General features: G+C 69.5%; 18 protein-coding genes. 13 read left to right on the top strand and 5 right to left on the bottom strand.

All coding sequences use genetic code 11. The features are described 5' to 3' along the window. The first annotated feature begins 111 nt into the window (after positions 1-111). The 5 genes from BLO63_RS20590 to BLO63_RS20570 all read left to right on the top strand — a co-directional run bounded on the left by BLO63_RS20590 (position 112) and on the right by BLO63_RS20570 (position 5,150). The gene (locus BLO63_RS20590) at positions 112-1,212 is read left to right on the top strand and encodes an acyltransferase family protein (protein ID WP_162841866.1); all 1,101 of its coding nucleotides are present in this window, start codon (positions 112-114) and stop codon (positions 1,210-1,212) included. A 136-nt stretch (positions 1,213-1,348) separates the two neighbouring features. Continuing rightward, positions 1,349-1,915, top strand: a complete 567-nt coding sequence (locus tag BLO63_RS20585) for a TetR/AcrR family transcriptional regulator (protein WP_091444696.1) — start codon at positions 1,349-1,351, stop codon at positions 1,913-1,915. An 81-nt stretch (positions 1,916-1,996) separates the two neighbouring features. Then, positions 1,997-3,175 (top strand): transporter substrate-binding domain-containing protein, encoded by a 1,179-nt coding sequence (locus tag BLO63_RS20580; RefSeq protein WP_091444695.1) that lies wholly within the window; start codon positions 1,997-1,999, stop codon positions 3,173-3,175. Positions 3,176-3,189: 14 nt separating this feature from the next. After that, positions 3,190-3,828: an ANTAR domain-containing response regulator gene (locus tag BLO63_RS20575; protein WP_091444692.1), complete on the top strand. Its 639-nt coding sequence runs from the start codon at positions 3,190-3,192 to the stop codon at positions 3,826-3,828. A 284-nt stretch (positions 3,829-4,112) separates the two neighbouring features. Continuing rightward, positions 4,113-5,150, top strand: coding sequence for an aliphatic amidase (locus BLO63_RS20570; protein WP_091444689.1), 1,038 nt, complete (start codon positions 4,113-4,115; stop codon positions 5,148-5,150). Positions 5,151-5,288: 138 nt separating this feature from the next. Here BLO63_RS20570 and BLO63_RS20565 read toward each other — a convergent pair whose 3' ends face one another. Both BLO63_RS20565 and BLO63_RS20560 read right to left on the bottom strand, forming a co-directional pair. After that, complete coding sequence (locus BLO63_RS20565) at positions 5,289-7,586, bottom strand: nitric oxide reductase activation protein NorD (protein WP_091444686.1); 2,298 nt, start codon at positions 7,584-7,586, stop codon at positions 5,289-5,291. Next, on the bottom strand, positions 7,583-8,425 hold the full coding sequence (locus tag BLO63_RS20560) for a CbbQ/NirQ/NorQ/GpvN family protein (protein ID WP_091444683.1): 843 nt from the start codon (positions 8,423-8,425) through the stop codon (positions 7,583-7,585). Before BLO63_RS20560 ends, BLO63_RS20565 begins: the two co-directional genes overlap by 4 nt. Positions 8,426-8,651: 226 nt before the next feature. Here BLO63_RS20560 and BLO63_RS20555 point away from each other — a divergent pair, with 226 nt between their 5' ends. Continuing rightward, positions 8,652-9,182, top strand: coding sequence for a flavin reductase family protein (locus tag BLO63_RS20555; protein WP_091444681.1), 531 nt, complete (start codon positions 8,652-8,654; stop codon positions 9,180-9,182). Positions 9,183-9,186: 4 nt separating this feature from the next. On the opposite strand, the gene BLO63_RS20550 is transcribed toward BLO63_RS20555, so the two are convergent. From BLO63_RS20550 to BLO63_RS20540, 3 genes are read right to left on the bottom strand one after another with little or no spacing between them, the layout of a single operon-like run. Further along, positions 9,187-10,317: an ABC transporter permease gene (locus tag BLO63_RS20550; RefSeq protein WP_091444678.1), complete on the bottom strand. Its 1,131-nt coding sequence runs from the start codon at positions 10,315-10,317 to the stop codon at positions 9,187-9,189. A 2-nt stretch (positions 10,318-10,319) separates the two neighbouring features. Further along, entirely contained in the window at positions 10,320-13,040 is a 2,721-nt protein-coding gene (rbbA, locus tag BLO63_RS20545; protein ID WP_091444675.1) for a ribosome-associated ATPase/putative transporter RbbA, read from the bottom strand. Continuing rightward, positions 13,037-14,086 carry an HlyD family secretion protein gene (locus tag BLO63_RS20540; protein ID WP_091444674.1) on the bottom strand — a complete coding sequence of 350 codons (1,050 nt, stop codon included), beginning with the start codon at positions 14,084-14,086 and terminating at the stop codon, positions 13,037-13,039. Before BLO63_RS20540 ends, rbbA begins: the two co-directional genes overlap by 4 nt. Before the next feature lie 182 nt (positions 14,087-14,268). Here BLO63_RS20540 and BLO63_RS20535 point away from each other — a divergent pair, with 182 nt between their 5' ends. From BLO63_RS20535 to BLO63_RS20505, 7 genes are all read left to right on the top strand, one after another. Then, entirely contained in the window at positions 14,269-15,252 is a 984-nt protein-coding gene (locus tag BLO63_RS20535) for a zinc-dependent alcohol dehydrogenase family protein (RefSeq protein WP_205409376.1), read from the top strand. A gap of 54 nt (positions 15,253-15,306) precedes the next feature. Beyond that, positions 15,307-17,682: a phosphoketolase family protein gene (locus tag BLO63_RS20530; protein ID WP_091444671.1), complete on the top strand. Its 2,376-nt coding sequence runs from the start codon at positions 15,307-15,309 to the stop codon at positions 17,680-17,682. Between the two features lie 97 nt (positions 17,683-17,779). Further along, positions 17,780-18,052: a PepSY domain-containing protein gene (locus tag BLO63_RS20525; protein WP_091444669.1), complete on the top strand. Its 273-nt coding sequence runs from the start codon at positions 17,780-17,782 to the stop codon at positions 18,050-18,052. Then, positions 18,052-18,615, top strand: a complete 564-nt coding sequence (locus BLO63_RS20520; RefSeq protein ID WP_091444666.1) for a cytochrome b/b6 domain-containing protein — start codon at positions 18,052-18,054, stop codon at positions 18,613-18,615. Before BLO63_RS20525 ends, BLO63_RS20520 begins: the two co-directional genes overlap by 1 nt. Positions 18,616-18,621: 6 nt before the next feature. Beyond that, entirely contained in the window at positions 18,622-19,299 is a 678-nt protein-coding gene (locus tag BLO63_RS20515) for a response regulator transcription factor (protein ID WP_091444664.1), read from the top strand. Further along, entirely contained in the window at positions 19,296-20,672 is a 1,377-nt protein-coding gene (locus tag BLO63_RS20510) for an ATP-binding protein (RefSeq protein ID WP_244518007.1), read from the top strand. Before BLO63_RS20515 ends, BLO63_RS20510 begins: the two co-directional genes overlap by 4 nt. Positions 20,673-20,879: 207 nt before the next feature. Next, positions 20,880-21,454, top strand: a 575-nt coding sequence (locus BLO63_RS20505) for a nucleotide sugar dehydrogenase (protein ID WP_143007103.1), incomplete at its 3' end; no start/stop codon positions are given.

Here is a 21,454-nt window from a genome sequence, read left to right as displayed (position 1 = left end):
TGGTGGCGCTCCCTTGCCCCCCTGCCGCCGCCCCCGTCACTGTGGACCGCCCCCATGCCGCCGCGCCCGCCCTTCGTCGCGCCCGCCGCACCTGCCCCCAGGTCCCAAAGGGTGCTCTGCCTTGATGGACTGCGCGGCGTCGCCGCCTGTTCGGTGGTGGCGTTCCATTTCTTCTACGCCTTCACCCCGGCGCCCTTCACCGATTGGGGCCGCACCGGCTTCGGCCTGTGGGACACGCCGCTGGCGGTGCTGTGGAACGGGCATTTCGCCGTCGCCGTGTTCTTCGTGCTGTCCGGCTTCGTGCTCGCCGCCTCGGCGCCGATCAGCGCGCGCGAGGCGCCCGCGCTGATCGGCCTGCGCTATCTCAGGCTCGCCCTGCCCGCCCTCGTCTCCTCGGCGCTGGCCTGGGCGTGGCTGAACGGCTTTCCCGAGGCGGCGCGCGAGGTGCAGGCGATGACCGGTAGCCGCTGGTTCCGCTGGACCTATCAGCCGCCGATCCCGCCCTTCGATCAGGCGCTGTGGGAAGGCGGCGTCGGCGTGTTTCTCACCGGCACGACGCGGTTCAACAACCCGCTCTGGACCATGCAGGCGGAGTTCTTCGGCTCGGTGCTGATCTATGGTTCCTATGCGCTGCTGCCCGGCCGGGCGCGCCCGCCCGCCATGGCGCTGGGCGCTCTTGTTCTTGCCGTTCTGGGACAGTTTTCGCTCGCCGCCTTTTGCGGCGGGGCGCTGGTCTATGAGTTCCGACACCTCCTGCGCGACCATGCGCCGGGCGGCGCGCTCCTCGGCCTGCTCGGCCTCGTGCTCGGCGCCACCTATCCCGGCCATTCCGCCGAGGGCGGCCTCATTCCCCTGCTGCAATCCTGGCTCGGAGTCGACGGCCCCCGGCAGATCGGCGCGGTGATGGTGCTGGCGGCGCTGCTCATCACCCCGCCGGTGCGGCGCCTGTTCGAGAGCGCGCCCTTGCAGCGTCTGGGCGAACTCTCCTTCCCGCTCTATCTCGTGCATGTGCCGCTGATCGTCGCGCCGGCCTGCGCCTTCTACGCCCGCTTCGGCCCGCTGGAGCCGGCGGCGCTGGCCGGGCTGTTCGCCGCAACCTTCCTCGCTGCCCTTGTTCTGGCGACGCTGTTCCTCGTTCTGGTGGAACGGCCGGTGCTGGCCGGGCTGCGCGCGCTGCGCGCCCGGCTGCGACGCCGCCCCGCGCCGGGCTGACGCCGCGACAGGTCGCCGCTTTCAGTCCATAACGGCGCAAGCTCTTGTTTCCTCGCCTGTCTTTTAGTGGTCTTAAGCATTCCAGGCCGCACTGTGACGGCCGCCCCAGCCCACCCCCCTCTGCAGGAGAGCCGCGTTGCGGGTCACGAAAGCCAAGGTCGCCGAGCATCGCCGGTCGATCCTCGATTCCGCCTCCCGCCTGTTTCGCCAGCGCGGCTTCCGCGATGTCGGCGTCGCGGAGATCATGCAGGCGAGCGGCCTGACCCATGGCGCCTTCTATGGCCATTTCCGCTCCAAGGCGGAGCTTGCCGATGAAGCCTGCCAGGAGGCCTGCGCGGAGGGGGTGCAGGCCTGGCTGGCATCGGCCTCGCTCACCGAAATCCTCGACCGCTACCTGACCCCCGCCCATCGCGACAACCCGGCCGCCGGCTGCGCCCTCGCCGCCCTTGGCGCCGAGGTGGCGCGCCAGCCCGACGATGTGCAGAAGAGCTATGCCGACGGCATGCGGCGCTTCGTCGACGCCCTGGAGCGCCACATGGACGACGCCCCGCCCGAGGCTAGGCGGCAACAGGCCATGGCGGTGCTGTCCTGCATGATCGGCGCCCTCACCCTGGCGCGCGGCGTGGCGAGCGGCGACCCCGCGCTCTCCGACCAGATCCTGGCCAGCGTCCGGCAGGAATTGCGCGGCCATTTCGGCGCGTAAAGGGGGCAAACGCCGTATTGCGCCGCGCGCCCTCGGCTGGTCGCATGGGCCGGACGAGGTTCCGGTGGAGTGCGGCGGCCGATGCGGGCAGGTTCCCCAGCGAGCGACAACGAGGACGGCGCCTGGCGGGTGGGGCTGCTTTTCTCCGCCACCGGGGTGACGGCCGATGTCGAGACCTCGCAGCTCGGCGGCACGCTGCTGGCCATTGACGAGATCAACGCCGCCGGCGGCGTGCGCGGGCGGCGTGTCGAGGCGGTGGCCTATGATCCCGCCTCCGACCCGCGCGCCTTCCGCCGGCTTGCCGAGACATTGCTGGTCGAGGATGGCGTGCGCCTCATCTTCGGCTGCTACATGTCCTCCACCCGCAAGGCGGTGCTCCCGATTGTCGAGGCGCAGGACGGGCTGCTGTTCTACCCCACCCTTTATGAGGGCTTCGAATATTCGCGCCACTGCGTCTACACCGGCGCGGCGCCGAACCAGAACTCGATCCAGCTCGCCACCTATCTGCTGCGCCATTACGGCAACCGCTTCTTTCTCATCGGCTCGGATTACGTCTACCCCTACGAATCCAACCGGATCATGAGCGATTTCGTGGTGCAGTCGCGCGGGCGGGTGCTGGGCGAGGTCTATGTGCCGCTCGGCGCGCCCGACGCCGCCTTCGCCGAGGTGATGGAAAAGGTGCGCGAGGCCGAGCCTGACGTGATCTTCTCCACCGTGGTCGGCACCGACACCGCCCGCCTCTACGCGGCCCATCACGCCGCCGGCTTCACCTCCCGCCACCTGCCGATCGCCAGCCTCACCACCAGCGAGGCGGAAGTGGCGCTGATGCCGCGCGGGGTGGCGGCCGGCCACATCACCGCCGCCCCTTTCTTCGAGACGCTGGGCACGCCGGCGGCGCGGCGCTTCGTCGCCGCCTTCAAGAAGCGCAACGGCGTGCACCGGCCGGTGACGGCGGCGGCGGAGGCGGCCTATTTCCAGATGCACCTCGCCATGCAGGCGCTGGAGCGCACCGGCACCGACGCGCCGGAGGCGCTGCTGGCCGAACTCGGCGCGGCCAGCTTCGAGGCGCCGCAGGGGCGGGTGCGGATCGAGCCCAGCAATCACCATGCCTGGCTGCGCCCGCGCATCGCCGAGATCGGCGCGGATGGGCGCTTTCATGTCATGTGGGACGCGGGGGCGGCGGTGAAGCCGGACCCCTATTGCGTGGTTCAGAACCTCGACGACTGGCCGGCCGATGGCCGCCGGTTCGCGCTGTCATGACGGGAGGCGGCGAGATGGCAATGCAGGTGCTCAAGGATTTGCGCGGCCTTCGGGTGTCGGTGATCCATCCGCCCGACGAGGAGCGCCCGAGCCTTGTCGAGCATTTGCGCCGCATCGGCTGCACGGTCGAGGCCGTGTGGCCGGTGCCGGCGCAGTGGCCGGCCGACGCCGATGTCGTGCTGCTCGCCATCGAGCCGGACGCGCGGGCCGACATTGCGCGGCTGCTGAAAACCGACCCCGCCCGGCGCCCGACGCTGATCGCCATTGTCGGCTATGAGAACCCGGCGACGCTGCAGATCGTGCTGGAAGCCGGCGCGGTGGCGGTGGTGGAGCGGCCGATCCGCCCCTTCGGCCTGCTCACCCAGCTCACCATCGCCCGCACGCTCTGGCTGGAGCGGGAGGAGGCGAAGAAGCGCGTCGCCCGGCTGGAGCACAAGCTCGCCGGGCTGCAGACGGTGCAGCGGGCGAAGTCGATCCTGATGGAAAACCTGGGCCTGAGCGAGGAGGACGCCTATCAGAGCCTGCGCCGGCAGGCGATGGCCAAGCGCGTGCCGCTGGAGGACATGGCGGCTTCCCTCATCCACGCCTCCGAACTGTTGCAGATGTCGCCCCGCAGCCGCGACATGCGGGCCGCCCCGCCGGCCGGCTCTTGAAGTCGCGCCGCGAGGGTGATTAGATAGTGCCCATGGATGATTTCCGGGCACTTCCCCGGAAGATCGATCCTCTGTCGGCCACCAACGCTGTTGGCCGGCGCTGGCAACGTTGCCCGGGAGGTTCGCGAGAGCCTGTCGGGTTTTTTTGTGCCTGATCAAGGCCTGGATCGACCGCGCTCGATCCGGTTGGGAACAACGCCGTTCCGCCCCCATCCCCTTCCCGACACCGCAAGGCCCCGGCCGCCTGCGAGGCGAAGCCGCGCGCCTTTTCGAGGAGACTTCTCATGTTGCACGGCGACATTTCCAGCAGCAAAGACACCGTCGGCGTGGCGGTGGTGAACTACAAGATGCCGCGCCTGCACACCAAGGCCGAGGTTCTGGAGAACGCCCGCAAGATCGCCGACATGGTGGTGGGCATGAAGATCGGCCTGCCGGGCATGGATCTGGTGATCTTCCCGGAATATTCGACCCACGGAATCATGTATGATTCCAAGGAGATGTACGAGACCGCCTCGACCATCCCCGGCGACGAGACCGAGATTTTCGCCGAGGCCTGCCGCAAGGCCAAGGTGTGGGGCGTGTTCTCGCTGACCGGCGAGCGCCACGAGGAACACCCGCACAAGGCGCCCTACAACACGCTCATCCTGATGAACGACAAGGGTGAGATCGTGCAGAAATACCGCAAGATCATGCCCTGGGTGCCGATCGAGGGCTGGTATCCCGGCAACTGCACCTATGTCTCGGAAGGCCCGAAGGGGATGAAGATCTCCCTCATCATCTGCGACGACGGCAATTACCCGGAAATCTGGCGCGACTGCGCGATGAAGGGCGCCGAACTGATCGTGCGCTGCCAGGGCTACATGTACCCGGCCAAGGAACAGCAGGTGCTGATGTCGAAGGCGATGGCCTTCGCCAACAATGTCTATGTCGCGGTGGCCAATGCCTCCGGCTTCGACGGCGTCTATTCCTATTTCGGCCACTCGGCGATTGTCGGCTTCGACGGGCGCACCTTGGGCGAATGCGGCGAGGAGGACTATGGCATCCAGTACGCCGCCCTCTCCACCTCGCTGATCCGCGACGCGCGCAAGAACATGCAGTCGCAGAACCACCTCTTCAAGCTGGTGCATCGCGGCTATACCGGCCTGATCAATTCCGGCGACGGCGACAAGGGCGTGGCCGCCTGCCCCTATGATTTCTACGCCAAGTGGATCGCCGACCCGGAAGGCACGCGGGAAATGGTGGAATCCTTCACCCGTTCCACCGTCGGCACCGAGGAATGCCCGATCGAGGGGATTCCCAACCCCGACACCGCGCATCGGTGAGGGGCGCCTTCCTGCTCCCTCTCCCCCTGGGGGAGAGGGTCGGGGTGAGGGGTCTTCTACCGCGGCGCGATGGAAGGCCCCTCACCGACCCGCTGCGCGGGCCACCTCTCCCCAATGGGGAGAGGGAAGAGGCAAGGCTCACCGCCGCGCCAGGCGGAAATACAGTTCCGACAGCCGCAGCGGCAGGTCCTCCACGCGGCGTACCGGCATCGCATTGGCCTTGCCGAAAATGGCCGGCGCGGCGCCGACGCCAGCGGGATCGAGCGTGATGCCTGACGTGTCGATGCCCTGCGCGCGCAATTGCAGCACCACCCGGCGCGCATCCTGCAGCAGGTCCGGTGCCGGCGTGTCGATGTCGGAGGGCTCGCCATCGGTGAGCACGAGGATGAGCTTGCGGAAGGCGCGCACGCGCGCGATCTCCGCCCCGGCATGGCGCAGCCCGGCGCCGAGCCGGGTCGACAGGCCGGAGGAGAGGCCGGCAAGGCGGGCCAGCGCCGCCGCGTCATAGGGTTCGGCAAACCCCTTCACTTCGCACAGCCGGACATCGTCGCGGCCATTGGAGGCGAAGGCGAGCAGGGCGAACGCATCGCCCAGCGCCGCCAGGGCCTCGCCCAGCATCGCCACGGCGAGCTTTTCCACATCGAGCACGCTGGCCCCGCTCGCCAGCTTTGCCCGCGTCGACTGCGACATGTCGATCAGCACCAGCACGGCAAGGTCGCGCTGCGTGAGCGCGGTGGAGCGGAACACATTCAGGTTCGGCACGTCGCCGGCGCGACGGGCGATCGCGGCCTCGATCACGGCGTCGAGGTCGAGCTCGTGCCCGTCCGGCTGGCGCTTCAGCCGGACGGCGCGGCCGATTTTCGCGGCTTTCACCAGCCGGGCGATGCGGGCGCGCGCCGGCCCTGCCCGCTCCAGCGCCCGCTGCAGCGGACGGCTGTCGACCGGCGCCGGCGCGAGCGCGCGCACGCTGGTCCAGTCCGGCCGCTCGATGCCGGCCTGCGCGTCCCATTCGGGATAGGTGGCGATGACGGGGACGGTCTCGCCCGCCGCCCTCTCGCGGGCGCGGCCGGCGGGGGCGCGGGACGGCGCCACGTCGGGCGGGCCGTCCTCGCCCTCGCGCCGCTCGATGCGGGCGGCCTCGACCAGCAGCTGCACCTCGTCGGAGACCTCAGGGTCGATGTCGGAAAAGTCCCACAGGCCGAGGCCGTCATCGCGATAGGCCGGTTCCACGACATGGCCGCGCGCGTCGAAGCGCAGGCGCCGCTGGCCGATATCGTTGGCCAGCCGCGTGCCGATGTCGAGGCTGATGGCGGGATCGTCGAGGCGGTCGCGTGCAGCGGCGAACAGCGCCTGCGCCTTTCCCACCAGCGCGTCGGGGTCCGCATATCCAGGGTCGAACAGCCCGCGCGCCAGCCGGGCGAGCAGGCAGGCGAGCGTCGGCCCATCGTCGGGCGTCGCGATGTGATAGCGGCCCCACAGCCGGCGCAGGCCGGGATAGCGGGCCATCGCCAGCGCCTCGATGCGCGCATCCTCAATGAGGCCAGCCAGCGCGATCTGCACCGGCCGGAATTTGCGCACCGGAAAACGCGGATTGCCGAAATGCAGATGCGCCCCGGCATGCAGCGCGGCGGCGCGGTAGAGATGGCGCGCGCCCTCCCCCTCCACGCCGGGAAACACCTCCGGCAGCCGGAGCACCGGGCCGGCGATGTTGACGCGGCGCGGCGCTTCCGACGCCGCCGGTGGCAAGGGCTGGAGCGGTGGCGCTGTGCCCCACAGGGCGGCGAGCACCCGGCTCAGTTCGCTCTCCAGCTCGGCAAAGCCCGGGCCAGCGCCGATGCGGGCCAGCAGGGCCAGCGCCAGCGTGTCCTCCAGCGCGAAGAAGGCGCGCCGGCGGGCACTGTCGCGGCCCGCCGCCTTCAGCCCGGCGGCGATGAAGCCCTCGAAATCCGCGACATGGCCCGGCAGGACGAGACGGTGCGCCTGCGTGGCGACGCTCTCCACGCAGTCCGGCGCGGCCTGCGCCAGGGCGAGCAGCGCCCGCCAGAACGCCGCCCGCTCGCCCTCCCCGGCAAGGCGCGGGGCGATGGCGACAAACCCGTCGAGCGCGGCGCATGCGGCCTGCCCGCCGGCCTCGCGGCAGAGCGCGGCGGCCGCCAGCCCGGTTTCGCCGAGCGCGGCGGGGGAGAGCCGGCCCGACAGTTCAAGGCTGGCGCGCCAGAAGGCCAGCAGCGCACTGGCGCCGGCATTCACCTCGACCAGCGCCAGCACGCCTTGCGCCCATGGTTCGAGTGAAGCCGCGCCATGGCGCCGGGCGAGCCGGTGCCGCGTCGCCTCGAAGCTGGCGGCGAGGGTGTCGCGCGCGCGCATCAGCCCGGCGAGGCGGGCAAGGGCGGGAGCGTCGAGAACGGGCGCCTCGCTGTCGCAAACCTCATTCATGGCAGGCAGGCGGCAATCGCCGCGCCGAGCGCCCGGCGGACATCGGCATCGTCGGTGATCGGCAGCACGATCGCCGCCTCGACCGCCGCCTCCAGCGACACCCCGCCCGCCGCCAGCCGCCCGGCATGGATGAGCATGCGGGTGGAGGCGCCCTCATCCAGCCCCTGCCCGCGCAGGTTCCGCGAGCAGGCGGCGATGGCGACGAGGATGCGGGCCAGCGCCGCGTCGGCGCCGGCCTCGCGCCTCACGATTTCCGCCTCCAGTTCCGGGGCGGGATAGTCGAAGGCGATGGCGATGAAGCGCTGCTTGGTGGACTCCTTCAGGTCCTTCACCGCGCTCTGGTAGCCGGGGTTGTAGGAGATCACGAGCTGGAAATCGTCATGCGCCGCCACCTGCTCGTTGCGCTTTTCCAGCGGCAGGATGCGCCGCGCATCGGTGAGCGGATGGATGACGACGGTGGTGTCCTGCCGCGCCTCGACGATCTCGTCGAGATAGCACAGCGCGCCATGGCGCACCGCCTGGGTCAGCGGCCCGTCGTGCCACACCGTGCCTTCCGGGCTGAGCAGGAAGCGGCCGGCAAGATCGGCGGCGGTCATGTCCTCATGCGCCGCCACCGTGATCAGCGGGCGCCCCAGCCGCCACGCCATGTGCTCGACAAAGCGGGTCTTGCCGCAGCCGGTCGGGCCTTTCAGCATCACCGGCAGGCGGTGGCGCCACGCCGCCTCGAACACGGCGATCTCGTCGCCCACCGGCCGGTAATAGGGCTCGACGGCGATGCGGTAGGCGGAAAGGTCCGGGACACGGGAGGGGAAGGCGGCGGGGGAAGTGGCGCTCGGCATGGGGTCTCCGCTGGGAATGCGCGGCCGTCCCCATGCAGGAAAGGACGGCCCCGCGAGGGGCAGTCGGCAATCCCTGCCGGTGCGCGGGCAACGTCCTTGTTGCCCGGCGGCGCCATTAGAAATCCAATTACCGCGCCGCACAAGAGGGCGCCCGAGGGCGATTACGGACGCCGGCGCCGGCCGGGCGGGGCTATCCTGCACACGCCGCCCCCAGGAGCGCCCGGCCATGCAGACGCTTGCCCTCGACCAGGTCTACCGGCTCATCGAGCCCGGCCCCGTCGTGCTGCTCACCACGTCATGGCAGGGCCGGGCGAATGTAATGACCATGTCCTGGCACATGATGGTGGAGTTCACCCCGCCGCTCATCGCCTGCGTGGTCAGCGCCAACGATTTCAGCTTCCAGGCGCTGACGGCGAGCGGGGAATGCGTGATCGCGATTCCCGCCGTTGAGCTGGCGGAAAAGGTGGTCGCGGTCGGCAATTGCTCGGGCCGCGACGGCGACAAGTTCGCCCGCATCGGCCTCACCCCGCTGCCGGCGGCGCAGGTCGCCGCGCCTCTGGTGCAGGAGTGCTTCGCCAATCTCGAATGCCGCGTGGTCGATACGACATTGCGGGACAGCTATAATCTCTTCGTGCTGGAAGTGGTGCAGGCGTGGACCGACCCGGCGCGACAGGCGCCACGAACGCTGCACCACCAAGGCTTCGGCCAGTTCGTCCTCGATGGCGAGACGATCACCCTGCCCTCGAAAATGCCGTGAGCGCCTACCCCGCCGCCTGCAGCGCCTTGCGGAAGCGCAGCGCCGCCAGCCCGAAAAACGCGGCGCCGATGGCGGCGAGCGCCAAGAGGTCCGGCCAGATCACCGCCAGCCCGGCGCCGCGATAGAGCACCGCCTGGGCGAGGGCGACGAAATGGGTGGAGGGCGAGAGCTGCATCACGTTCTGCAGCCAGACGGGCATGCTCTCCATCGGCGTGGTCGAGCCCGAGAGCAGGTTCATGACGATCAGGATCGGCATGACGATGAGGCCGAACTGCGCCATCGAGGTCGATACCGTCGCCACCAATATGCCGAGCGCCGTCACCGAGAACTGGTAGACCAGCATCGAGCCGACAAACAGCACCACCGAGCCCTGCACCGGCACATTGAGCAGCCACTGCACCACCACCACCAGCGACAGCGTCGCCGCCACCACGATGACAAGCCCGTTGGCCCAGATCTTCGCCAGCATGATCTCGTTCGGCGTCACCGGCATAACAAGCAGATGCTCGATCGTGCCGTGCTCGCGCTCGCGGATCAGCGCGGCGCCGGAGAGGATGACGGCGAGCATGGTGACGTTGTTGATGACCTGCATCACGGCGGTGAACCAGGCGGAGGCCAGGTTCGGGTTGAATTTCGGCCGGATCACCACGTTCACCGGCGTGGCGGCGCTTCCGCCCATCGCCGCCGCCACTTCCTGCGTCATGATGTTCTGGATATAGGCGGCGCCATTGCCCGCCTGCGACATGGCGGTCGCGTCGATGTCCAGCTGCAAGGCCGGGTCGCGGCCGGCGATCAGGTCGTGCTCGAATTTCGGCGGGATGCTGAGCACGAAGACATAGCGCCCCGCATCCATCGCCGCGTCGACCTCGCGCGCGCTGATCGGCACCGGCTGCTTGAAGAAGGGCTGCAGCAGCGCGTCGCGCAGGCGGCGCGAGAGCGCGCTCTGGTCCTCGTCGACCACCGCCACCGCCGCGTTCTCCACCTCGAACTTGGCCCCGGCCGAGACGGTGTAGACCGCGATGGTGAAGGTGTAGAGGATCAGCCCGGCCAGCACCGGGTCGGCCTTGAGGCTGTAGAGTTCCTTGATGCCGAGCCGCCAGATGCGGGCGAGGCGGGGGAGCAGTCCGTCGAGCATGCTCAGGCCCCCTGCTTGCGCAGCGCCAGCATGGCGCCGGCGATGAACACCAGCGCCAGCGCGAACACCATGGCGATATCCGGCCAGAGCGAGGGCAGGCCCAGCCCCTTGGTGAAGGCGCCGACGCTCACCTGCTGGTACCAGGCCGAGGGGAAGGCCAGCCCCATCAGCCGCGCCCCGCCCGACAGCGAGGACACCGGCACCAGCAGGCCGGAGAAGTTGACCGCCGGGATGATGGCGACGATGGCGGTGGCAAAGATCGCCGCCACCTGGCTGCTGACGAAGCTCGACACCAGCAGGCCGAAGGCGGTGGTGGCGAAGACATAGACCAGCGAGCCGAAGGCCAGCGTGGCGAAGGAGCCCTTCACCGGCACGTCGAACACCAGCCGCGCCGCCACCACCATGGTGAGGAAGCTGACAAAGGCGATGGCGACATAGGGCAACTGCTTGCCGAGCAGGAATTCGAACCGCGTCACCGGCGTCGACTGGAAATTGGTGATGGAGCCGGTCTCTTTCTCCTTCACCACTCCGAGCGCGCTCATGATGGCGGGGATCAGCACCAGCATCAGCATGATGACGTTCGGCACCATGGCGTTCACGCTCTTGAACGCCTGATTGAAGCGGTAGCGCGGCTCGATGGTGAAAGCGGCGAGCGGGCTGGCCGTGCCGGTGGTCCGCAGCTCGGCATCGGTGAGGTAGCTCTGGGCGATGCCCTGCACATAGCCGCGCGTGGTCTCGGCGCGGAACGGCATCGAGCCGTCGAGCCAGACGCCGACTTCCGGCTGGCGCTCGCGCAGCAGGTCACGGCCGAAATTCGGGGGAATCTCGATGGCGAGCTTGAGCTCGCCGCTTTTCAGCCGCGTCTCCAGTTCCTCGATCGAGGCGATCGGCGCGTGGGTCTCGAAATAGCGCGAGCCCTCGAAGCTCTCCAGCAATTGCCGGCTCTGGGCGCTGCGGTCCTGGTCGAAGGCGGCATAGGGCAGGTTCTCGACATCGAAGGAGATGCCGTAGCCGAAGGTGAAGAGAAGCAGGATCGGGCCGAGGAGGGCGAAGGCGAGCCGGGCGGGGTCGCGCACGATCTCCAGCGCCTCGCGCCTGGTGTAGGCCCAGAGCCGGCCGGCGTCGAAGCGCTTCACCGGCGCGAGGGTGGCGGGGCGCTGCTTCAGCTCGGCGCGCCCCTCCTCCCGGCCCATGCCGGCCTCTTCGAGAACGGCGATGAACACCTCTTCCAGCGTCTCCATGCCGCGTTCGCGCTTCAGCGCCTCCGGCGTGCCGATGGCCAGCACCTTGCCGGCATGCATCAGCGAGATGCGGTCGCAGCGCTCGGCCTCGTTCATGAAATGGGTGGAGAGGAAGATCGTCACCCCGTCCTGCCGTGAGAGTTCGATCAGCGTGCGCCAGAAGCCGTCGCGCGCCACCGGGTCGACGCCGGAAGTCGGCTCGTCGAGGATGAGGATTTCCGGCTTGTGGATCACCGCCACGGCGAGCTGGAGCCGCTGGCGGATGCCGAGCGGCAGGCTCTCGGGCCGCACATCGGCGACCCCGGCGAGGTCGAAGCGGGCCTCCATCTCAGTGACGCGCGCGGCGACGTCCGGGATCTCGAACAGTTGCGCGTGCAGCACGAGGTTCTGCCGCACGGTGAGTTCGGCATAGAGCGAGAAGGCCTGCGACATGTAGCCGACGCGCTTGCGGGTCGCCATGTCGCCGCCTTCGAGCGCCGCCCCGAACAGCTTCGCCTCGCCCTCGCTGGCGGGCAGCAGGCCGGTGAGCATCTTCATCGTCGTCGACTTGCCCGAGCCGTTGGAGCCGAGAAAGCCGAAGATCTCGCCGCGCTCGATGCGGAAATTCACATGGTCGACGGCGACGAAATCGCCGAAGCGGCGGGTGAGGCCGGTGGCCTCGATCGCCGGCTCGCCGTCATGGATCGCGCGGGGCAGGTCCGGCAGCGGCCCGTCCTGCGCCCGCTCGGCTTCCGGGAGCAGAGCGACGAAGGCGCGCTCCAGCGTCGCTTCGCCCGCCTGAGCGCGGATGTCGGCCGGCGTCCCGGTGGCGAGCACCCGCCCGGCATTCATCGCCGCCAGCCAGTCGAAGCGCTCGGCCTCCTCCATATAGGCGGTGGCCACAATGACACTCATCGACGGGCGGCGCTCGCGCAGCCGCGCCATCAGTTCCCAGAACTGCCGGCGCGAGAGCGGGTCGATGCCGGTGGTCGGCTCGTCGAGGATGACGAGGTCGGGATCGTGGATCAGCGCGGCGCAGATGCCGAGCTTCTGCTTCATGCCGCCGGACAATTTGCCGGCCGGGCGGGCGGCGAAGGGGGAAAGGCCGGTGGCGGCCAGAAGTTCGGCGATGCGCTCGGCCCGCTCCGCCGCGCCCTGCCCGAACAGCCGGCCGAAGAAGTCGAGATTCTCCGCGATGGACAGCGTCGGGTAGAGATTGCGCCCCAGCCCCTGCGGCATATAGGCGATGCGCCCGCCGGCCTGCCGGCGCCAGTCGCGATCCGCCATGTCGCCGCCCAGCGCCGCGACATGGCCCTGCTGGATGCGGGTGACGCCGGCGGCGAGCGCGAGCAGGGTCGACTTGCCCACCCCGTCCGGCCCGATCAGCCCGGCCATGCAGCCGGAAGGCACGGCGAGATCGACACCGTCAAGCGCCAGCGTCTTGCCATAGCGGTGGGTGACGCCGGACAGCGCGAGGACGGGTTGCATCGGCGCCGCGCTCATTGCGGCAGCTTCACCGCGAGCGTGTCGGGCCAGGCCGTCGCCGGATCGGTGCGGACATAGGCAAGGCCGCGCACGCCGGCCTTCACCCGGTCCTCATATTGGCGCAGCAGTTCCGGGGCGATGCGCAGCTTGACCCGGAACATCAGCTTCTCGCGCTCGTCCGCCGTCTCCACCGATTTCGGGGTGAACTGGGCGCCGGTGGCGACGAAGCTGACCTTGGCGGGCACCACATAATCGGGCGCCGGATCGAGGATGATGCGCGCCTCGTCGCCCATGGCGAGGCGGCCAGCGACGCGGGCGGGCACGAACACGGTCATGTAGACGTCGGACAGGTCCAGCAGCGTGAGAATCGGCGCGCCGGCCGCGACCACCTCACCGGCCTGCACCAGCTTGTATTCGACCCGCCCGCGCCGGGGCGCCCGCAAGGTCGAATCGTCAATCTGCGACTGCACCCGCGCGACTTCCGCCCGCGCCGCGTCGGTGGAGGCCTCCGCCTCGTCGAGCCCGGCCTGCGCAGCCTTGAGCGCGGCCACCGCGACATTGAGCTGGCTCTGGCGCAGATCGAGCGACTGGATGGTGCCGAAGCCGCTCTCCTTGAGCTTGGAGGCGCGCTCATGCTCCTGCTCGGCCAGCGTGCGTTCGCTCTCGCGCTGGGCGATGGCGGCCTGCGCCTCGGCCACCGCCTTCTCCGCCCGGCGCACCTGCGCCTGCGCCCCGGCGAGCTGCGCCTCCAGCTCGGAGGTGTCCATGCGCGCCACCACCTGCCCGGTTTCCACCGTCTGGCCCTCCTCGGCCAGTACCGCCAGCACCCGGCCGGCGAGCTTGGCGGCGACCAGCACCTGCTCGGCCTCGATCCGCCCATTGGTCGAGACGATGCCAGCCGGCAGGCCACTGCCGGTGAACTTGGCGATCAGCGCCTGCAGCCGGGCCGCCAGACTGGCGGGCGAGTCGCCGGCGGCAGCCGTCTGCGCGCCGGCCGGGAGGGCCAGGCTGGCCGACAAGGCGAGGACGAGAAAGAATGCGTGGGACCGTCGCTGACCTGCCATCGTGCCTCCGTAGGATTGTGCCCGATCATCGAGAGCCTGGCGCGCCCCACCCATCCGCCAGGCTGTCCGTGAACAGATGCGCATGAGTAGAACTCATTTGCACCCACGCATTGACCGCGATCAACGAAGGGACGGCCATGAGCCTGTTGGATGCGGCCTCCGTCACCCCCAGAGGTTCCGCGATGAAGGCCATGGTCCTCCACGCCACTGGCGAGGCTTTGCGCCTTGAGCAGCGCCCCTTGCCGGTGCCGGGGCCCGGCGAGATCCGGGTGCGGGTGGAAGCCTGCGCGGTCTGCCGCACCGATCTGCACGTCGTCGACGGCGACCTGCCGCCCGGCCCGCTGCCGATCATTCCCGGCCATGAGATCGTCGGCATCGTCGACGCGCACGGTCCCGGCGTCGAGGCGCCGCCTGTCGGCGCCCGCGTGGGCGTGCCATGGCTCGGCCATACCTGCGGCCACTGCCCCTATTGCGCCAGCCAGCGCGAGAACCTGTGCGACGCACCCGTCTTCACCGGCTACACCCGCGATGGCGGCTTTGCCAGCCATGTGGTCGCCGATGCCGCCTATTGCTTCCCGCTCGACGGCTTTGACGATCCCGTTGCTGCCGCCCCGCTGATGTGCGCCGGGCTGATCGGCTGGCGCACGCTGAAGCTGGCGGGCGAGGCGCCGCGGATCGGCCTTTACGGCTTCGGCGCCGCCGCCCATCTCATCGCCCAGCTCTGCCGCTGGCAGGGGCGCGCGGTCTATGCCTTCACCCGCGCCGGCGATACCGGCGCCCAGCAGCTGGCCCTCTCGCTCGGGGCGCGCTGGGCGGGCGGCTCGGGCGAGGCGCCGCCCGAACCGCTGGACGCCGCGCTGATCTTCGCCCCTGTCGGCGCGCTGGTGCCGCTGGCCCTGCGCGCGGTGCGCAAGGGCGGGCGGGTGGTGTGCGGCGGCATCCATATGAGCGACATCCCGCAATTTCCCTATTCGCTCCTGTGGGAGGAACGGCAGCTGATGTCGGTCGCCAACCTCACCCGCGAGGATGCGCGCGAATTTCTCGCCCTCGCCCCGCGCGCGGGCATTACCGCCACCACAACGACCTACCGGCTCGAAGACGCCAATACAGCACTGGCGGACCTGCGCGCCGGGCGTTTCCAGGGCGCGGCGGTGCTGGTGCCCTAACGCCCTCAGCGCCCTATCTCACTTCACAGCAACGGTTCTGGAAAGGACATCGCAATGGCGACCCAACCGGCGACGACCACGCTCAGCTCTGATCTCGTGGAGCGCATGCACGCCTGGTGGCGAGCGGCGAACTATCTCTCGGTCGGGCAGATCTACCTGCTCGCCAATCCGCTGCTGCGCGAGAAGCTGACCCTCGACCATGTGAAGCCGCGCCTGCTCGGCCATTGGGGCACGACGCCGGGGCTGAACTTTCTCTATGTCCACCTCAACCGCGTGATCCGCGATACCGGCGCCGACGTGCTGTTCATGGCCGGGCCCGGCCATGGCGCGCCTGGCGTGGTGGCCTCGACCTATCTGGAAGGCACCTATAGCGAGCTCTACCCGGACATCTCGCTGGACGAGGGCGGCCTGTGCCGGCTGTTCCGCCAGTTTTCCTTTCCCGGCGGCATTCCCAGCCACGCCGCGCCGGAGACCCCCGGCTCGATCCATGAGGGCGGCGAGCTCGGCTATTCGCTCTCCCACGCCTATGGCGCGGTGCTGGACAACCCGGAACTGATCGTCGCCTGCGTGGTCGGCGATGGCGAGGCCGAGACCGGCCCGCTGGCCACCTCCTGGCACGGCAACAAGTTCCTCAACCCCGCCAGCGACGGCGCGGTGCTGCCGATCCTGCACCTCAACGGCTACAAGATCGCCAACCCGACCATTCTCGCCCGCATCCCGCATGAGGAGCTGGCGGCGCTGATGCAGGGCTATGGCTACGACCCGATCTTCGTCGAGGGCGAGGACCCCGAGCCGATGCACCAGGCGATGGCGGCCGCGTTTGACGAGGCCTTCGGCAAGATCCGGGCGATCCAGGAAGCGGCGCGCACGCGCGGCGAGACCGACCGCCCGCGCTGGCCGATGATCGTGCTGCGCTCGCCGAAGGGCTGGACCGGGCCGAAGACGGTGGACGGCAAGAAGGCGGAGGGCTTCTGGCGCTCGCACCAGGTGCCGTTCTCCGACATGTCGAAGCCCGAGCACCTGACCCTGCTCGAAGACTGGATGAAGAGCTACCGGCCGGAGGAGCTGTTCGACGAAGAGGGGCGCCTCAAGCCCGAGATCGCCTCCCTCGCCCCGGAGGGGGTGAAGCGGATGAGCGCCAACCCGCACGCCAATGGCGGGGCGCTGCGCCGGCCGCTGCGCCTGCCTGATTTCACCGACTACGCGGTGGAAGTCGCCCGGCCCGGCGATCGCGAGCTGGAATCGACCTATGTCATGGGCTGCTTCCTGCGCGACGTGATGAAGGAGAACGAGGCCTCGAAGAATTTCCGCGTCTTCGGGCCCGACGAGACCGCCTCCAACCGGCTGCAGGCGCTGTTCGAGGTGACGAACCGCGCCTGGGAGGCGGAAACGCTCTCCTATGACGACCATCTCGCCCGCGACGGGCGGGTGACGGAGATGCTGTCCGAGCATATGTGCCAGGGCTGGCTGGAGGGCTATCTCCTCACCGGCCGGCATGGGCTGTTCTCCTGCTACGAGGCGTTCATCCACATCGTCGATTCGATGTTCAACCAGCACGCCAAATGGCTGAAATCCTCGAAGGAGGTGGAGTGGCGCCGGCCGATCGCGTCGCTCAACTATTTGCTCACCTCGCATGTCTGGCGCCAGGACCATAATGGCTTCAGCCACCAGGACCCCGGCTTCATCGACCATGTGGTGAACAAGAAGGCGGAGATCGTGCGCGTCTACCTGCCGCCGGATGCCAACACGCTGCTCTATGTCACCGACCACTGCCTGCGCTCATGGAACCGGGTGAACGTCATCGTCGCCGGCAAGCAGCCCGCGCCGCAATGGCTCGACATGGACAGCGCCATCAAGCACTGCGCCACCGGCATCGGCATGTGGGAATGGGCCTCGACCGACGCCGGCACCGACCCCGACGTGGTGCTGGCCTGCGCCGGCGACGTGCCGACGCTGGAGACGCTGGCCGCCGCCGAATTGCTGCGCGGCTATTTCCCCGAGCTGAAGGTGCGCGTCGTCAATGTGGTCGACCTGATGACGCTGCAGCCTAAATCCGAGCACCCGCACGGGCTTTCCGACGCGGAATTCGACGCGCTGTTCACCACCGACAAGCCGGTCATCTTCGCCTATCACGGCTATCCCTGGCTGATCCACCGCCTCGCCTATCGCCGCACCAACCACGACAACATGCATGTACGCGGCTATGTCGAGGAAGGCTCCACCACCACGCCGTTCGACATGGTGGTGCGCAACCGGCTCGACCGCTTCCACCTCGTCGCCGACGTGCTGGACCGGGTGCCGCAGCTGAAGACCAACACCCATGTCCGGCAGGCGATCCGCGACAAGCTGACCGAGCACGCCCGCTATATCCGCGCCCACGGCCTCGACATGCCGGAAATCCGCGACTGGGTGTGGGCGGGCGGCAAGTAGGCCTGTCGCGCCTCTCCTGACAGGCGGCGGACAGCCTGCCGCCGCTAGGTTCCGGGCGTTCGCCGCTGAAGGCGATCGCCCGGATCAGGAACACATCATGAAGAAGATCATTGCCGGCCTCATTGCCGTCTCCGTCCTCGCGCCCGTCGCGGCCCTTGCCGGCCCGGCCTGCACCGCGGAAGCCAAGGACAAGTGGATGAGCGAGGACGCCATGAAGGCCAAGGTGGCCGAGATGGGCTATCAGAAGATCAAGACCTTCAAGGTCTCCGGCTCCTGCTACGAAATCTATGGCTACACCAAGGACAACAAGAAGGCCGAAGTCTACTTCAACCCGGTGACCGGCGCCGTGGTGAAGTCCGAGATCGACTGATGACCTCGTCAGTCACCCAGGCCGGCGGCGGTCCGCCGCCGGCCGCGGGCGCCCGCGTCCGGGTGTGGGATCCGGTCGTGCGCCTGTTTCACTGGACGGTGGTCACGGGCTGCGTGCTCAACCTGTTCATCCTGGAGGATGGCGAGCTGCCGCATGAGATCGTCGGCTATGTCGTCGCCGGCGCTCTCGTCCTCCGCGTCGTCTGGGGCTTCATCGGCACCCGTTATGCGCGTTTCCGGGACTTCCTGCCGACGCCGGCGCGGCTCACCGCCTATGTCACCGCGCTTCTCAACGGCCGCGAGCCGCGCATGCTCGGCCATAATCCGGCCGGGGCGGCGATGATGCTGGTGCTGATGGCGCTGCTGGCCGGCGTGTGCCTGACCGGCTGGATGAGCACGCTCGACGCCTTCTGGGGCGAGGACTGGCTGGAAGACCTGCACGAGACGCTCGCCAATGCCATACTCGTGCTGGCGCTGCTGCACGCGGCGGCGGCGCTGTTCGAGAGCTGGCGCCACCGCGAGAATCTGGTGTGGTCCATGGTGACCGGGTGGAAAAGGCGGTGAGCACCGATGCGGCTTCTGCTGGTTGAAGACAGCGCCCGCCTGCGCGAGCTGGTGGGCGAGACCATTCGCACGGCCGGCTGGCGGCTCGATGCCGTGGGCGACGTGGCGCAGGCGCAGGAAGCGCTGGCCACCACGGGCTACGACCTCGTGCTGCTCGATCTCGGCCTGCCCGATGGCGACGGGCTCGATATCGTCCGCACCCTGCGGCGCAACCGCGACGGCACCCCCGTGCTGGTGCTGACCGCGCGCGGGGCGGTGGACGAGCGCATCGCCGGCCTCGATGCCGGTGCCGACGACTATCTCACCAAGCCGTTCAACAATGGCGAACTGCTCGCCCGCGCCCGGGCCCTGCTGCGCCGCGCGCCGGTGTCGGCCGACCCGGTGCTGGAGGCGGGGGCGCTGCGCTTCGATCCCGCGACGCAGGAAGCGCGCTGCGGCGACGACGTCATCGCCCTTGCCCCGCGCGAGCGGGCGGCGCTGGAAATCCTGCTGCGCAATGCCGGCCGCGTCACCCCCAAGCGGGGGCTGGAGGAAAAGCTCTCCGGGTTCGACGGCGAGATCAGCCCCAATGCCATCGAGGTGGTGGTCTCGCGCCTGCGCCGGCGGCTCGCCCCCTTCGCCACGGCAACCGCCATCGAGACGGTGCGCGGCGTCGGCTATCTCCTGCGCGAGACCGAACCGTGAGCAAAGCCGCGGGCGGGCGGGCGCCGCTCGGGCGCATCGTCGCGCTGCGCATCGTGCTGTTCGCCGCCATCGCCATGCTGGCGCAGCTGGTCGCGGTGCTGGCCGAATATGGCCGCGACCCCGACAACATGGCGCGGCTGGTGCTGGAACAGGAGACGGAGGAACTGGCCCGGGGCCTTTCGCTGCGCGCCGGGCGCCTCGGCTATGAACTGCCCCACGAGATCGCCGCGCGCTACGGCGTGGCGGAATCGGGCTATCTCGCGCGCGTGCGCACCGCTCAGGGCGTGGTGCTGTTCTCCCATTGCGACGACGCCTGCACGCAGCATTTCCTGCCCCTCGATCTCAACCCACCGTCGTTCTGGCTGCGCATCATGGCGCCGGGCTACCCGCTCAGCTTCGCCGGCGGGCGCACGGTGGAGATCGGCCATCGCGACGCCTTCATCGAGATCGCGGTCACGGGCGACCCGCAAGGCGCGATCTGGAGCGTGCTGGCGCATGAGGTGCTCGACCACATGGTGCTGCCGATGAGCCTCACCCTCATCTTCGTGCTGGGGGCGACGCTGCTGTCCATCCGCGCCGCGCTGCGCCCGGTGACGGCGGCGGCCCGGCAGGCCGAGCGGCTCGACCCGCTGAGCCCGGATGCCCGGCTGGAGGCGGCCGGCATGCCGCGCGAGATCGCCCAGCTGGCCGGCGCGGTGAACCGCTCCTATGCCCGCACCCGCGAGCTGATGAACGCGCAGAAGCTGTTCACGTCAGCCATCGCCCACGAGATCCGCACCCCGCTGGCGGTGATCCGGCTGGAGCTGGAGAGCATCGACCACCCCGCCGCGCGCCGCACGCTGGGCGAACTCGACGAGCTCACCCATTTCGTCGAGCAGATGGTGATGCTGGCGCGGCTTGAGGCCGCCGACCGCAGCGGCTTCACCCCGGTGCCGCTGGACGAGATCGGCCGTGATATCGTCGGCACGCTGGCGCCGATCGTCTATGCGCGCGGCGCCCGCATCGGCTTCGAGGAGACGGACAATCCCTGCGTGCCCGGCACCGCCTCCCTCATCAAGGACGCGGTGCGCAACCTGATCGAGAACGCGCTGCGCCATGCCGGCCCCGGCGTTTCCATCCTGGTGCGGACCGATGACGGGCCCGGCATCAGCGTCATCGACGACGGGCGCGGCTTCGATCCCGATCCCGTACCGGGCGAGGCGACCGACCCGCCCGGCCATTACCGCCGCGCCGGCGGGCTCGGCATCGGGCTGGAAATCGTCCGCCGCATCGCCGCGCTGCATGGCGGGCGGCTGGAGATCACCCGCCTCGCCCCCCATGGCACCAAGGCGCGCCTCGCCTTCGCGGCGCCGGTCACACCCGCACCCTCCTGACGGGCGCGACGGCAAGGGTCATTGGCCGGGATCGGCCGGCCATTTTTGGTTGCGGACGGCAGGTGGGTCTGCCAAGCAGGCATCCTGATCCGGGGCCTCCGTCTGGCTTCTGAACCTTGCCACGGCCCAACGTCACTCCGCGCAGCTTCAGGGCTGCGGGCTCCTGACGGGCGGCAGGAGCCCCGCCGAACCGGAGTGAGAGGACCCATGCGCGTCGCGATGATCGGTACGGGCTATGTCGGCCTGGTTTCCGGCACCTGCTTTTCCGATTTCGGCCATGACGTCACCTGCGTCGACACCGACCTCTCCAAGATCGAGCGGCTGAAGGCCGGCATCATGCCGATCTTCGAGCCCGGCCTGGACGATCTGGTCGCCCGCAACGTCGCCGGGGGAAGGCTGCGCTTCACCACCGACCTCACCGAGGCGGTGGCCGAGGCGGAGGTGGTGTTCATCGCCGTCGGCACCCCCTCGCGGCGCGGCGATGGCCATGCCGACCTCAGCTATGTCCACGCCGCCGCCCGCGAGATCGCCCGCGCCGCCAGGGGCTTCACCGTCGTCGTCACCAAGTCGACCGTGCCGGTCGGCACCGGCGCCGATCTCGAAGCGATCATCCGCGAGGAAGCGCCGGACGCCGATATCGCCGTCGTCTCCAACCCGGAATTCCTGCGCGAGGGCGCCGCGATCGAGGATTTCAAGCGCCCCGACCGCATCGTCGTCGGCACCGCCGACCCGCGCGCCCGCGAGGTGATGGCGGCGCTCTACCGGCCGCTGTCGCTCAACAC

This window comes from Ancylobacter rudongensis (assembly GCF_900100155.1).
Classification (GTDB): Bacteria; Pseudomonadota; Alphaproteobacteria; order Rhizobiales; family Xanthobacteraceae; genus Ancylobacter; species Ancylobacter rudongensis.
The sequence above is the reverse complement of the archived record's forward strand: the minus strand, read 5'-3'. Positions and strand labels throughout refer to the sequence as shown.

Coding starts and splice junctions, on each gene's coding strand:
- BLO63_RS20580 (WP_091444695.1), top strand. CDS start 1,997: ATGCGGGCAGGTTCCCCAGCGAGCGACAACGAGGACGGCGCCTGGCGG.
- BLO63_RS20575 (WP_091444692.1), top strand. CDS start 3,190: ATGGCAATGCAGGTGCTCAAGGATTTGCGCGGCCTTCGGGTGTCGGTG.
- BLO63_RS20570 (WP_091444689.1), top strand. CDS start 4,113: ATGTTGCACGGCGACATTTCCAGCAGCAAAGACACCGTCGGCGTGGCG.
- BLO63_RS20565 (WP_091444686.1), bottom strand. CDS start 7,586: ATGAATGAGGTTTGCGACAGCGAGGCGCCCGTTCTCGACGCTCCCGCC.
- BLO63_RS20560 (WP_091444683.1), bottom strand. CDS start 8,425: ATGCCGAGCGCCACTTCCCCCGCCGCCTTCCCCTCCCGTGTCCCGGAC.
- BLO63_RS20555 (WP_091444681.1), top strand. CDS start 8,652: ATGCAGACGCTTGCCCTCGACCAGGTCTACCGGCTCATCGAGCCCGGC.
- BLO63_RS20550 (WP_091444678.1), bottom strand. CDS start 10,317: ATGCTCGACGGACTGCTCCCCCGCCTCGCCCGCATCTGGCGGCTCGGC.
- rbbA (WP_091444675.1), bottom strand. CDS start 13,040: ATGAGCGCGGCGCCGATGCAACCCGTCCTCGCGCTGTCCGGCGTCACC.
- BLO63_RS20540 (WP_091444674.1), bottom strand. CDS start 14,086: ATGGCAGGTCAGCGACGGTCCCACGCATTCTTTCTCGTCCTCGCCTTG.
- BLO63_RS20535 (WP_205409376.1), top strand. CDS start 14,269: ATGAAGGCCATGGTCCTCCACGCCACTGGCGAGGCTTTGCGCCTTGAG.
- BLO63_RS20530 (WP_091444671.1), top strand. CDS start 15,307: ATGGCGACCCAACCGGCGACGACCACGCTCAGCTCTGATCTCGTGGAG.
- BLO63_RS20525 (WP_091444669.1), top strand. CDS start 17,780: ATGAAGAAGATCATTGCCGGCCTCATTGCCGTCTCCGTCCTCGCGCCC.
- BLO63_RS20520 (WP_091444666.1), top strand. CDS start 18,052: ATGACCTCGTCAGTCACCCAGGCCGGCGGCGGTCCGCCGCCGGCCGCG.
- BLO63_RS20515 (WP_091444664.1), top strand. CDS start 18,622: ATGCGGCTTCTGCTGGTTGAAGACAGCGCCCGCCTGCGCGAGCTGGTG.